General features: G+C 71.6%; 9 protein-coding genes. 4 read left to right on the top strand and 5 right to left on the bottom strand.

The features are described from left to right. The first annotated feature begins 148 nt into the window (after positions 1-148). Positions 149-2965 carry a DEAD/DEAH box helicase gene (locus tag ACLJT4_RS23915; RefSeq protein ID WP_411124981.1) on the top strand — a complete coding sequence of 939 codons (2817 nt, stop codon included), beginning with the start codon at positions 149-151 and terminating at the stop codon, positions 2963-2965. 81 nt (positions 2966-3046) lie between these two features. Here ACLJT4_RS23915 and ACLJT4_RS23920 read toward each other — a convergent pair whose 3' ends face one another. The 3 genes from ACLJT4_RS23920 to ACLJT4_RS23930 all read right to left on the bottom strand — a co-directional run bounded on the left by ACLJT4_RS23920 (position 3047) and on the right by ACLJT4_RS23930 (position 5878). Beyond that, positions 3047-4171 carry an LLM class flavin-dependent oxidoreductase gene (locus tag ACLJT4_RS23920; RefSeq protein WP_411124983.1) on the bottom strand — a complete coding sequence of 375 codons (1125 nt, stop codon included), beginning with the start codon at positions 4169-4171 and terminating at the stop codon, positions 3047-3049. A gap of 331 nt (positions 4172-4502) precedes the next feature. Beyond that, positions 4503-4955: an ABA4-like family protein gene (locus ACLJT4_RS23925; protein ID WP_411124985.1), complete on the bottom strand. Its 453-nt coding sequence runs from the start codon at positions 4953-4955 to the stop codon at positions 4503-4505. Then, entirely contained in the window at positions 4952-5878 is a 927-nt protein-coding gene (locus ACLJT4_RS23930) for a hypothetical protein (RefSeq protein WP_411125010.1), read from the bottom strand. The genes ACLJT4_RS23925 and ACLJT4_RS23930 overlap by 4 nt, the downstream gene beginning before the upstream one ends. A gap of 212 nt (positions 5879-6090) precedes the next feature. Here ACLJT4_RS23930 and ACLJT4_RS23935 point away from each other — a divergent pair, with 212 nt between their 5' ends. Continuing rightward, the gene (locus ACLJT4_RS23935) at positions 6091-6786 is read left to right on the top strand and encodes a MerR family transcriptional regulator (protein ID WP_411124987.1); all 696 of its coding nucleotides are present in this window, start codon (positions 6091-6093) and stop codon (positions 6784-6786) included. Positions 6787-6862: 76 nt separating this feature from the next. On the opposite strand, the gene ACLJT4_RS23940 is transcribed toward ACLJT4_RS23935, so the two are convergent. Next, a complete protein-coding gene (locus ACLJT4_RS23940) occupies positions 6863-7714 on the bottom strand; it encodes a siderophore-interacting protein (RefSeq protein WP_411124989.1) in 852 nt (283 codons plus the stop codon). Positions 7715-7795: 81 nt separating this feature from the next. Then, positions 7796-8710 carry a 5'-3' exonuclease H3TH domain-containing protein gene (locus ACLJT4_RS23945; protein ID WP_411125012.1) on the bottom strand — a complete coding sequence of 305 codons (915 nt, stop codon included), beginning with the start codon at positions 8708-8710 and terminating at the stop codon, positions 7796-7798. A gap of 227 nt (positions 8711-8937) precedes the next feature. Between ACLJT4_RS23945 and ACLJT4_RS23950 the strand changes: the two genes are divergently transcribed. Together ACLJT4_RS23950 and ACLJT4_RS23955 are read left to right on the top strand one after the other, a co-directional pair. Continuing rightward, positions 8938-10104, top strand: a complete 1167-nt coding sequence (locus tag ACLJT4_RS23950; protein WP_411124991.1) for a quaternary amine ABC transporter ATP-binding protein — start codon at positions 8938-8940, stop codon at positions 10102-10104. Continuing rightward, complete coding sequence (locus tag ACLJT4_RS23955) at positions 10097-12697, top strand: ABC transporter permease/substrate binding protein (protein WP_016570850.1); 2601 nt, start codon at positions 10097-10099, stop codon at positions 12695-12697. The genes ACLJT4_RS23950 and ACLJT4_RS23955 overlap by 8 nt, the downstream gene beginning before the upstream one ends. The last annotated feature ends 210 nt before the right edge of the window (positions 12698-12907 follow it).

A 12907-nucleotide genomic window follows, 5' to 3' on the forward strand; every position in this document is an offset into this window, starting at 1 on the left:
GAAGTGACCCCTCGCGGAACGGATTTCGCGGCCCCGGCTTCCGAGCCGGGGCCGCGGGCGTTTTCTGCCCCGGGCTCGGGGCGGCGGGTAAAGGGCCGCCATAAAGATCCGGTCGTTGTCAGAGGTGGCCGGTAGTCTCGTAAGCACGATGACCGAGGACATGTCCCCTGCTGAGCGCTATGCCGCCGCCAAAGTCCGGGCGGCCGAGCAAGCCACCGCACTCGCGCCGTTCCGGGAGCTCTACGACTTCGACCTGGATCCCTACCAGGTCGAGGCGTGTCAGGCCCTGGAGGCCGGAAAAGGCGTGCTGGTCGCCGCTCCCACCGGATCCGGCAAGACGATCGTGGGCGAGTTCGCCGTCCACCTGGCCCTGGCCCAGGGCCGCAAATGCTTCTACACCACGCCCATCAAGGCGTTGTCCAACCAGAAGTTCCAGGACCTGGTCAAACGCTACGGCCCAGACAAGGTCGGCCTGCTGACCGGCGACAACAGCGTCAACGGCGAAGCCCCGGTGATCGTGATGACCACCGAGGTCCTGCGGAACATGCTCTACGCCGGTTCGCAGTCGCTGACCGGCCTGGGCTACGTGGTGATGGACGAGGTGCACTACCTCTCCGACCGGTTCCGCGGCGCCGTCTGGGAAGAGGTGATCATCCACCTGCCGGCGTCGGTGACGCTGGTGTCCCTGTCCGCGACGGTCTCCAACGCCGAGGAGTTCGGCGACTGGCTGGACACCGTGCGCGGCGACACCGAAGTGATCGTCTCCGAGCACCGCCCGGTGCCGCTGTGGCAGCACGTCCTGGCGGGCCGCCGGATCTACGACCTCTTCGAGGAGCGGGACGGGGCGACCGGCGGCCGCCGGGAGGTCAACCCCGACCTGGAGCGGCTGGCGCGGATGGAGAACAGCCGGCCGACGTTCGGCCGGGACAAGCGGCGCGGCCGCAACCTGCGCGAGGCCGAGCGGGAGCGGGAGCGGCGGCAGCGTGCCCGGATCTGGACGCCGAGCCGGCCCGAGGTGATCGACCGGCTGGACAACGAGGGGCTGCTGCCGGCGATCACCTTCATCTTCAGCCGCGCCGGGTGCGAGGCGGCCGTCCAGCAGTGCCTCCACTCCGGCCTGCGGCTCAACGACACGGAGGCCCGGGAGAAGGTCCGGCGGATAGTCGAGGCCCGGACGGCCGGCATCCCGGACGACGACCTGCACGTGCTCGGCTACTTCGAGTGGCTGGAGGGCCTGGAGCGGGGCATCGCGGCGCACCACGCCGGGATGCTGCCCACCTTCAAGGAGGTCGTCGAGGAGCTGTTCGTCAAGGGGCTGGTCAAGGCCGTCTTCGCCACCGAGACGCTGGCGCTGGGCATCAACATGCCGGCGCGGTCGGTGGTGCTGGAGAAGCTCGTCAAGTGGAACGGCGAGCAGCACGCCGACATCACCCCCGGCGAGTACACCCAGCTGACCGGTCGGGCCGGGCGGCGCGGGATCGACGTCGAGGGCCACGCGGTGGTGCTGTGGCAGCGCGGCATGAACCCGGGTGCGCTGGCCGGGCTCGCCGGGACCCGGACGTACCCGCTGCGCTCCTCCTTCAAGCCGTCGTACAACATGGCGGTCAACCTCGTCGCGCAGTTCGGGCGGCACCGTTCGCGGGAGCTGCTGGAGATGTCCTTCGCGCAGTTCCAGGCCGACCGGTCGGTGGTCGGCATCACCCGCCAGGTGCAGCGCAACGAGGAGGGCCTGGACGGCTATCGCGAGGCGATGGTCTGCCACCTCGGCGACTTCGAGGAGTACTCCCGGCTGCGGCGGGAGTTGAAGGACCGCGAGACCGAACTCGCCAAGCAGGGCGCGGTCCAGCGGCGGTCGGCGGCCGCGGCGGCGCTGGAGAAGCTGCGGCCGGGCGACGTCATCCACGTGCCGACGGGCAAGTACGCCGGGCTGGCGCTGGTGCTGGACCCGGGCATGCCCTCCGGACGGACCAACGGCCACCGCGGCATGGACGCCCAGGACGGCCCCCGGCCGCTGGTGCTGACCGCCGAGCGGCAGGTCAAGCGGCTCGCGTCGATGGACTTCCCGGTGCCGGTGACGGCCCTGGACCGGATGCGCATCCCGCGCAGCTTCAACGCCCGCAGTCCGCAGTCGCGCCGCGATCTGGCGTCCGCGCTGCGCACCAAGGCCGGCCATCTGGTGCCCTCGCGGCACCGCAAGCCGCGCGCGGAGGCGGCCGACGACCGCGAGATCGCCCGGCTGCGCAAGGAGATCAGGGCCCATCCCTGCCACGGGTGCGACGAGCGGGAGGACCACGCCCGCTGGGCGGAGCGCTACCACCGGCTGCGGCGCGACACCCACCAGCTGGAGCGCCGGATCGAGGGCCGGACGAACACCATCGCGCGGACCTTCGACCGGATCTGCGCGCTGCTGACCGAGCTGGACTACCTGGAGGGGGACACCGTCACCGACGAGGGCCGCCGCTTGGGCCGGCTCTACGGCGAACTGGACCTGCTGGCCAGCGAGTGCCTGCGGGACGGCGTCTGGGAGGGCCTCGGCCCCGCCGAACTCGCGGCCTGCGCCTCGGCGTTGGTGTACGAGGCGCGCCAGGCGGACGACGCGGTGGCGCCGAAGCTGCCGGCCGGCAAGGCACGGGACGCCCTGGCGGAGATGGTGCACATCTGGGGCCGGCTGGACGCCCTGGAGGAGGATCACAAGATCAGCCAGGCCGAGGGCGTCGGCCAGCGCGAGCCGGACCTCGGCTTCGCCTGGGCCGCGTACCGCTGGGCCTCCGGCTTCGGCCTCGACGAGGTGCTGGGCGAGGCCGACATGCCGGCCGGCGACTTCGTCCGGTGGTGCAAGCAGTTGGTGGACGTCCTCGGGCAGATCGCGGCGGCGGCCCCGGCCGAGGGCACGGTGGCGCGGTCCGCGCGCAAGGCGATGGACGGGGTGCTGCGCGGGGTCGTGGCGTACTCCTCGGTCGGCTGACGCCGGACGTCGGGCCGCGCCGTCGGGGCGGGCGAGGGCCCGCGATGACGGCGCGGCCCGGTGGAGGCCGCGCGGCTGCCGCTAGGAGGCGGTCCGCTCCGCCGGCCCCCGCGCCGCCCGTTCGGCGTCGCGCTTGGCGACCTCCTCGCGGACCAGCGGGATGACGTACCGGCCGAAGTCGATGGCGTCGTCGAGCAGGTCGTAGCCGCGGGCGGAGAGGATGTCCACGCCCAGGTCGTAGTAGTCCAGGAGGGCCTGGGCGACGGTCTCCGGGGTGCCGACCAGGGCGGTGGAGTTGCCGGCGCCGCCGGTCTCCGCGGCGGTCGGTGTCCACAGCGCCCGGTCGTGCCGTTCGCCCTGGGCGGCGACCTCCAACAGCCTTTGGGAGCCGGCGTTCTGCGGGTTCGTCAGGGGGTGGCGGCGGCTGAGCGGTCCGCCCTCCTTGCGGGCCCTGATCCGGGCCAGGGTGCGGTGCGCCTTCTCCCAGGCCAGTTCCTCGGTGGGCGCGATGATCGGGCGGAACGCCACCTGGATCCGGGGCACGTCGGTGCGGCCGGCCGCGGCGGCGGCCGCCTTGACCGACGCGATCTGCTCGGCGGTCTGCGCCAGCGGCTCGCCCCACAGGCAGTAGATGTCCGCCTCGGCGCCGCCCGCCGCGTAGGCCGCGGGCGACGAGCCGCCGAACGACACCTGCGGGTGCGGCTGCTGGACGGGGAAGGTGTCGGAGACGAAGTCCCGGAAGCGGTAGTGCGTGCCCTCGTGGTCGAAGGGGTCGCGGCTCGTCCAGACCTGCTTGACGATCCGGATGTACTCGCGGGTGCGGGCGTAGCGCTCGTCCTTGGTGAGGGTGTCGCCCTCGCGGCGCTGTTCGTGGTCGTTGCCGCCGGTGATGAAGTGCACCGCGAGCCGGCCGTCGCTGATCCGGTCCAGCGTCGCGAAGGTCTTCGCGGCGAACGTCGGGTAGGAGACGTTGGGGCGGTGCGCCACGAGGAGTTGCAGCCGCTCGGTGTGGGCGGCCACGTAGGCGGCGGCCGGGGAGGGGTCGGGGGAGCCGGAGCCGTAGGCGAACAGGACCCGGTCCCAGCCGTACTCCTCGTGGGCGCGGGCGAGTTTGAGGGTGTACTCCTTGTCGAAGGAGGCGCCGGAGCGCGGGGTGACTTCGGAGCCGTCGTGGGTGGCGGCGATGCCGAGGAACTCGACAGGCATGGGTGCGGCCTCGTCTTCTCGTCGATCATGCGTCAGTGGGCATGGCGAGGGCATGCGCGGTGCGCGGGAGGACCGGCAGGGCGACATGCGGGTGCGCGCGGGGCGGGGCGCCCGGCGCGGCACCGGGGCGTCAGAGGCAACAGGAGGCGGACCACACGCGACCGAAGTCGATGTGGTCGCGGGTGACCAGCCGTTGCTGAGGTCGCATGGGGCCAGTGGAACAGGCAGGTGCATGCGCCGTCAACCATTGCGTGGGAAAGCAAGTGCCGTGGGGCGTCGGGTGTTTGCCGGTGTGCCGGCATCCGAGCGGTCCGGTTGGGGTGCGGGACGGCTAGTTCGGGATCGCCGACGGGCGCTGTTCGGTGCGGTGGCGGAGGGTGCCGCGCAGGCACAGGAAGAGCAGGACGCCGATGGGTGAGAGCAGGATGGTCAGGACCAGGAGTGGGCCCATCACCAGGGGGTGGATGCCCAGGTCGCGCGCTTCGCGGTACATCCACTGGCCGAGGAAGAGGTCCCAGGCGATCAGCTGGGCCCAGATCGCCCCGGCGCCGCCGCCGAGTGCCAGCAGGCGTTGGAATCCGGCGAGGTCCGGGTGGCTGACCGCGGCCCACAGCTGCGGGAAGACCGGTATCGCCAGGGCGAGATAGACCCCGATGACCGGCACCATGGGCAGCGGTGAGGCGGCGATCCGGTCGGTCCAGCGGCGGCCGGGCGCGAGGATCAGCAGGGCCCAGAACGGGGCCGCGAGGGCGAACGCGAGGCTGAAGAGGGTGCGGTCGGTCATGCGGTCAACTCCGTTGGCTGGGTGGGGCGTTCGGTGTCGGTATGGGGCTGGAGGGTGGGGCGGCGGAGGGCTGCGTAGCCGCCGGCCGCCGTGGCGGTGACGAGGGCGGCCAGTGCGGTGAGGGTGGGCGCGTCGGGGTGGATCAGGGCCTGGCCGCGCAGTGCCTGCCAGGTGACCAGCGCGAGCAGTCCGGTGAGGAAGCCGGCCGCGGTGAGCACCAGGCGCAGTCGCACCCGTGCGTCGCGCAGTCGGGCGCGGCGGCGGGCCAGCGCCTCGACGCCGTGGAGGAAGAGCGGCAGGGCCTGGAGCGCGTGCATGCCGACGAAGTGCGGCACGCGCAGGTCGCCGCCGGTGGTGTTCCAGCCGGTGAGCGGCATGGCCGGGCCGCCGTCGGGGACGCCGACGCTGTGCGCGCCGACGAGGGTGCGGGCGAGGCCGGCGGTCTTCTGGGCCTGTTGTTCCGGAGTGGGCATCAGCATCAGGCCGCCGAGCAGGAGTCCGGCCAGGGCGATCAGCGCGCCGAGTCGGATGGCCCAGGTCGTGGCGCGGTCGCCCAGGCGGGCCCGGAACAGGAGTGCGGCGAGGACCAGGGTGGCGAGCCAGAGGGCGACGATGGTGCCGCCCATGATCAGGAACAGGCCCCGGTCCAGCGGGGTTTCGACGTTGAAGTGGCTGCGCCGGCCGCGCAGCGTCTGGCCGATGATGATCGACATCTCGACGAGTCCGGCGACCACGACGGTGTGCGCGGCCCAGGTGCCGACCCGGCTCGGCGCGGGGCGGCGGGACAGCATCCAGGCCAGCGTCAGCCCGTAGGCGGCGAACGACACCGCGAACTTCAGCGGTTTGAACCAGATCGGCGCGCCGACCAACACCCGGTCGTCGACGATCATCCCGACCGCCGCGACCACGGCCAGTCCAGCCATCGCCCATGAGAAGCCGAGCAGCGAACGGTATCTGGACATGCGCAAGGAACCCCCCTGAATAGATAGCTACACTATGGATAGCGGAGCTCTCCGCTATCTGATAGCGCGACTATCTATGATGGAAGGTCGATTGGCAAGGCCGGGTGGGGCGGGGCGCCCGGCAGGTCCGCAGGGCACGGTTCCGAGGGGATCCGGCAGGGAGAGGGCGTCAGATGCGCATCGGTGAGCTGAGCCGCGAGACGGGCGTGGCGGTCCCGACGATCAAGTTCTATGTCCGCGAGGGGTTGCTGCCCGCGGGTCGGCTCACCAGCCCCAACCAGGCCAGCTACGACGAGGGGCACGTGCGGCGGCTGCGGTTGATCCGCGGGCTGATCGACGTCGGCGGGCTCTCGGTCGCGACGGTGCGCGAGGTGCTGACCGCCGTGGACGCCCCCGGGGGGTCGGTGCACAAGGTGCTCGGGTCGGCGCACGACGCGATCACGCCGGTGCCGATCGGCCGCCCGGAGGCGCTGCCGGAGGCCCGTCGGACGGTCGCGGAGCTGATCCGCCGGCGTGGCTGGCGGGCCGGGGCGGACCATCCGGCGGCGGAGGCGATGGCGGTCGCGCTGGCCGCGTTCCAGGACCTCGGGCAGGGCGCGTTCGTGGAGGTCCTCGACGAGTACGCCGAGGCGTGCGAGCGGGTCGCCGACGCCGACCTGGCGTACGTGGGGCGCCACGCGGACGTGGAGGAGCTGGTGGAGAGCGTGGTGGTGGCGACCGTCCTGGGGGACGCGGTGCTCAGCGCGCTGCGGCGGCTGGCGCACGTCGACCGCTCGGCGCGACGGTACGAGGAGCGCCGGGGCGGCCGACCGGCGGCGGGGGACGGCGCGGGCGAGGGCGCGACGGAGGGCGGCGCGGACCCGTCGTGAGTCGCGCCGCCCCCGGTGCGTGCGTCCGTGGCGGGGGCGGCCCCGGTGCGGTGGGGGCGCCCCGAGGGGGTGCGGGTCAGGCGGCGGCCGCGGGCTCCTGCTCGGCCTCCACCTGGGCGTTCCAGGCGCGCTTGCCGGCCTGCCAGCCGTCCTCGTCGTGGCCGGTGCGCCAGTAGCCGGAGATCGACAGGGCCTCGCGCGGCAGCTCGCGCTCGACGCGCAGCAGTCGGCGCAGCTCCTTCACGAAGCCCGCCTCGCCGTGCACGAAGGCGTGGACCCGGCCCGGGGGGAACTCCAGCGCCCGAACCGCCTCGACCAGTCCGCGACCGACCGGGGCGGTGCCGCGGTAGACCCAGGTGATCCGCGCGCCGGGCGGGGCGGTCAGCTCCTGGCTCTCCTCCGGGCCGGCGACCTCGATGAAGGCGTGCGCCGTGGCGTCCGCCGGCATCCGGGCCAGGGCGGCGGCGATCGCCGGCAGGGCGCTCTCGTCGCCGGCCAGCAGGTGCCAGTCGGCCGTCGCGTCCGGGAGGTAGGCGCCGCCCGGGCCGAGGAAGGTGATCTCGTCGCCCGGCCGGGCGGCCGCGGCCCAGGGGCCGGCCAGTCCGCTGTCGCCGTGCACGACGAAGTCCACGGTCAGCTCGCGTGCCGCCGGGTCCCAGGCGCGCACGGTGTACGTGCGCGTCCGGGGCCACTGGTCGCGCGGCAGTTCGGCGCGGATGCGCCCCATGTCGAACGGCTCGGGGTAGCTGACGTGCGGCAGCGGGAAGACCAGCTTGACGTAGTGGTCGGCGTATGCGCCCGCCTCGAACGCCGCCAGTCCCTCGCCGCCCAGGACGACGCGCATCATGTGCGGGGTGAGCCGCTCGGTGCGCCGCACCCGGGCGCGGTGCAGTGTGGGCGTGCTGCGGGCCGGTCGCTCTGCTGCCACGGCTGTTCTCCCCTGACGCGGTCGACGGCGGGTGCGCCTGCGGGACGCACGCCGCCAGTTAGGTATACCTAACCTAACAGGTCATCGGTGGAGCGTGACCAGCAACCGCTGCAATGCGCCACCCAGGCCCCACTGGGCGGCCAGCGCCTCCAGTCGCTCCGGATCGGCCGGCTCGACCGGGAGGGCGAGGTCGGTCTCCGGCACCGGGACGTCCGTCGCCACCCCGACCACCTTCGGGGCGACGGCCAGGTAGGGGGCCGCCTCGATGAGCCGCTTGCGCTGCGCCGGGGTGATCTTGGAGGTCGGGTCCTGGGCGGCGGCGATGATTCCGGCCAGGTCTCCGTAGGCGTCCAGCAGCTTCGCGGCGGTCTTCTCGCCGATGCCCGGGACGCCCGGCAGGCCGTCGCTGGGGTCGCCGCGCAGCAGCGCCAGGTCCGCGTAACCGGGGCCGTCCACCCCGTACTTCTCGCGCAGCACCGCGCCGTCGGTGAGCTGGAGGGTGCCGACGCCCTTCAGCGGGTACAGGACGCGGATGCCGCGGGCGTCGTCGACGAGCTGGAAGAGGTCGCGGTCGCCGGTGACGATGTCGACCGGGCCCTTCGCCTGTGCGGTCAGGGTGCCGATGACGTCGTCGGCCTCGTAGCCCGCGGCGCCGATCCGGGCGATGCCCAGCGCGTCGAGCACCTCCTCGATCACCGGGACCTGCGGGGAGAGGGTGTCCGGGATCTCCTCCTCGTCGGGGGCCGTCGAGCCGGCGGGGGCCTCCTCGGCGACCCGGTGTGCCTTGTAGGAGGGGATCAGGTCGACCCGCCACTGGGGGCGCCAGTCGAAGTCCATGCAGGCGACCAGGTCGTCGGGGTGGTGGTCCTGGACGAGTCGGGCGATGAAGTCCAGCAGGCCGCGTACCGCGTTCACCGGGGTGCCGTCCGGGGCCTTGACCGATTCCGGCACCCCGAAATAGGCGCGGAAGTACAGGGAGGCGGTGTCGAGGAGCATCAGGCGTCGAGTCACACTCCGCATGATGCCGTATGCCCCAAACGTGCCTGTGATGTGAGGTGGCTCACCGATGTGTTTGAGCCCCATAAAGCCGGGCAGGCGCGCAGCCGGAGCGGACCCGGTTGCGATTTCAACTTGTCACCGGTGAAGACGAGCCGAATTCGTCCCGCGCCACGACCTGCCTACGGGGGTGGCAGGTCGTTTCTCGTGCGACAAGAGAGGTATATGTGTCCAGGCTGCAAGCCGAGCACCTGTACAAGGTGTTCGGCAGACGACCCGAGGACGCGGTCCGCAAACTCCAGGCCGGAGCCGGCCGGGACGAGCTGCGGGCCGAAGGCACCACCGCCGCGGTGATCGACGCGTCCATCGAGGTGGACGAGGGTCAGATCTTCGTCGTCATGGGTCTGTCCGGATCCGGCAAGTCCACGCTGCTGCGCATGCTCAACGGACTGCTGGAGCCGACCGCGGGCACCGTCCGCTTCGACGGCCAGGACCTGACCTCGCTCAGCGACAAGGAACTGCGCGCCGTCCGGTCCCGGAAGATCTCCATGGTCTTCCAGCACTTCGCGCTCTTCCCGCACCGCAGCGTGCTGGAGAACGCCGCCTACGGCCTGGAGGTCCAGGGCGTGCCGAGCGCCGAGCGCGAGCGCCGGGCGACCGAGGCGCTCGCCCTGGCCGGGCTGGAGGGCTGGGAGAAGTCCTGGCCGGACGAGCTCTCCGGCGGCATGCAGCAGCGGGTCGGGCTGGCCCGCGCGCTGGCCACCGACGCCGACCTGCTGCTGATGGACGAGTCCTTCAGCGCGCTCGACCCGCTGATCCGCCGCGACATGCAGGACCAGCTGCTGGAGCTCCAGAAGACGCTGAAGAAGACCATCGTCTTCATCACCCACGACCTCAACGAGGCGATGCGGCTCGGCGACCGGATCGCGGTGATGCGCGACGGCCGGATCGTCCAGACCGGCAGCGCCGAGGACATCCTCGTCCGCCCCGCCAACGACTACGTCGCGTCCTTCATCCAGGACGTGGACCGCAGCCGGGTGCTGACCGCCGGTGCGGTCATGACGGACCTCGACAGCGTCCTCGGCACGACCACCCAGGACGGCACCGAGCTCGCGACGGCCGCCGACTTCCAGGCGGCCGCGCCCGCCACCGTCGGCCCCGACACCCCGCTCGCCGACCTGTTCACCGCCTGCTCGGCCAGCGACGTGCCGGTCGCCGTCACCGACGAGAGCGGCGCGCTGGCCGGTGCGGTCACCGGGGAGCGGCTGCTGGCCGTCCTCGGCGAGCCGGGCCGGCCGGCCGTGCCCCTCGACGTGCCCGCCCAGGGTGAGCCGGCCACCACCGGTACCGAGTCCGCCGCTCCGACCGAGGGGACGGTGACCACCGGTGCCTAGGATCCAAATAGGCAGCTGGGCCAATGACGCCGTCAATTGGCTCCGCGACAACCTCGACTGGCTGTTCAACCTCATCACCACGGTCCTGAACGGCCTCTACGACGCGATCCACGCCGTCCTCGCGGCCCCCGCCCCGCTGCTCCTCGCGGGCATCCTGGCGGTGCTCGCCTGGTGGCTGCGCGGCCTGCCGGCCGCGGTGCTGACCTTCCTCGGCTTCGCGCTGATCGACTCCATCCAGCAGTGGAGCCCGACCATCGAGTCGCTCTCGCTGGTGCTGGTGGCCTGCCTGATCACCGTGGTGGTCGCGGTGCCGCTGGGCATCTGGGCGGCCCGCAGCCGGGTCGTCGGCGGCATCCTGCGTCCGGTGCTGGACCTGATGCAGACCATGCCGGCGATGGTCTACCTGATCCCCGGCATCCTCTTCTTCGGCCTCGGCGTCGTCCCCGGCATCGTCGCGACCATCGTCTTCTCCATGCCGCCCGCGGTACGGATGACCGAGCTGGGCATCCGGCAGGTCGACGGGGAACTGGTCGAGGCGGCCGAGGCGTTCGGCACGCACCCGCGGCGCACCCTGCTGCGCGTGCAGCTGCCGCTGGCGCTGCCCACGATCATGGCCGGCATCAACCAGGTCATCATGCTCGCGCTGTCCATGGTCGTGATCGCCGGCATGGTCGGCGGCGGCGGCCTCGGTGCGTCGGTCTACAACGCCATCAGCTCGGTCAACGTGGCCCTGGGCGCGGAGGCCGGCCTCGCCGTGGTCATCCTCGCCATGTACCTGGACCGGATGACCGGTGCGCTCAACCAGCGGGTGTCGCCGCTCGGCCGGCGGGCGCTGGCCAAGGCGCAGGCGGCGCTGGGGCGCTGGAAGTTCCTGCAGTGGCGGCCGGCGACCTCGGTCGCCATGGTCGGCGTCGTCGTCCTGGCGCTGCTGGCCGGCGGGATGAGCTTCCTGGGCAAGAGCGGCGACGCCGCGTCCGGCGGCAACGGCAAGCCGATCACCCTCGGCTACGTCAACTGGGACGAGGGCAAGGCCACCACGTACCTCTGGAAGGAGATCCTGGAGGAGCGCGGCTACAAGCCCAAGGTCCAGGCCCTGGAGGCCGGTCCGCTCTTCGCCGGGCAGGCGCGCGGCGACATCGACGTCCAGACCAACGCCTGGCTGCCGACCACCCACGCCGAGTACTGGAACAAGTACAAGGACAAGCTGGAGGACCTCGGCACCTGGTACGACAAGACGTCGCTGGAGATCGCGGTCCCGTCGTACGTCAAGGACGTCAAGACGCTCGACGATCTCAAGGGCAAGGCCGCCGAGTTCGGCGGCAAGATCACCGGCATCGAGCCGGGCGCCGGCGAGATGAAGATCCTCAAGGACAAGGTCCTCAAGGACTACGGCCTCGACGGCGAGTACCAGGTGCAGGAGTCCAGCACCGCCTCCATGCTGAGCGAGCTGGACCGCGCCATCCACAACAAGAAGCCGATCGCGGTCACCCTGTGGTCCCCGCACTGGGCGTACGACAAGTACCCGCTCACCAAGCTCAAGGACCCCAAGGGCGCGTTCGGTTCCGGCGACGGCCTGCACATGCTGGGCCGCAAGGGCTTCAGCAAGGACATGCCCGAGGTCGCGAAGTGGATGAAGAACTTCCACCTCGACGAGAAGCAGCTCACCAGCCTGGAGAACGACATCAAGTCGGCCGGTGAGGGCCACGAGCAGGACGGCGTCCGCACCTGGCTGAAGAAGAACCCCGGCCTGGTCGAGAAGATCGCCCCGTCCGCGCACGCCACCTACGCCAAGGGCAAGGACGCCGGCAAGGCCCCCAACATCGGCTACCCGGCGTGGGACGAGGGCATCGCCACCGCCTACCTGTGGAAGAACGTCCTGGAGAAGCGCGGCTACCACCCCAACCTGCGCAACCTCGACGTCGGCCCGATGTGGACCGGCCTGTCCACCGGCCAGATCGACGTGGAGACCGACGGCTGGCTACCGGTCGCCCAGAAGCAGTACTGGGACAAGTACAAGGACGACCTGGTCGACGTCGGTGCCTGGTACGACAAGACCTCACTGGAGATCGCGGTCCCGTCGTACGTCAAGGACGTCAAGTCCATGGACGACCTGCGGGCCCACAAGGACGAGTTCAAGGGCAAGATCATCGGCATCGAACCGGGCACCGGTGAGATGCAGCGCCTGAAGAGCACCGTGCTGCCCGCCTACGGGCTGTCGGACTACGAGGTCACCTCGGCCGGCACCAGCGCGATGCTCGCCGAACTCGACCGCGCGTACCACAAGAAGGAGCCGATCGCGGTCGTCCTGTGGTCGCCGCACTGGGCCTACAGCAAGTACCACCTCACCAAGCTCGCCGACCCCAAGGGCACCTGGGGCGCCAACAACCAGATCAAGACGCTCGGCAACAAGAACTTCCCGAACAAGTTCCCGGAGTTCTCCGGCTGGCTGAAGAACTGGAAGATGAGCCCCGACGAGCTCGGCAGCCTGGAGAAGGACATCCAGGACGCCGGAAAGGGCAACGAGGACAAGGGCGTCGAGAAGTGGATCGACGCGCACCCCGGCATCGTCGACAAGATGGCACCGGTCAAGTAACCACAGCGGCGGGGCGTTGCCGCTGCGCGGGGCTTCTTCCCACGTGGTCGGCCGTCCCGCCGTGGGGGTTGCTGTTGTTTGCGCCTGCGGCGCGGGGCGGGTCCGCTGCGCGGGGCTGTTAGGGCGCGGTGACGGGTCTGCGGGGTTGGGGGGTGGGGGGGGGGGGGGGCGTTAGGAAGGCCAACCCCCCACCCCCACCACCCACACCCA

The organism is Streptomyces sp. x-19 (assembly GCF_046549115.1).
Classification (GTDB): Bacteria; Actinomycetota; Actinomycetes; order Streptomycetales; family Streptomycetaceae; genus Streptomyces; species Streptomyces albulus_C.

Coding starts and splice junctions, on each gene's coding strand:
- ACLJT4_RS23915 (WP_411124981.1), top strand. CDS start 149: ATGACCGAGGACATGTCCCCTGCTGAGCGCTATGCCGCCGCCAAAGTC.
- ACLJT4_RS23920 (WP_411124983.1), bottom strand. CDS start 4,171: ATGCCTGTCGAGTTCCTCGGCATCGCCGCCACCCACGACGGCTCCGAA.
- ACLJT4_RS23925 (WP_411124985.1), bottom strand. CDS start 4,955: ATGACCGACCGCACCCTCTTCAGCCTCGCGTTCGCCCTCGCGGCCCCG.
- ACLJT4_RS23930 (WP_411125010.1), bottom strand. CDS start 5,878: ATGGCTGGACTGGCCGTGGTCGCGGCGGTCGGGATGATCGTCGACGAC.
- ACLJT4_RS23935 (WP_411124987.1), top strand. CDS start 6,091: ATGCGCATCGGTGAGCTGAGCCGCGAGACGGGCGTGGCGGTCCCGACG.
- ACLJT4_RS23945 (WP_411125012.1), bottom strand. CDS start 8,710: ATGCTCCTCGACACCGCCTCCCTGTACTTCCGCGCCTATTTCGGGGTG.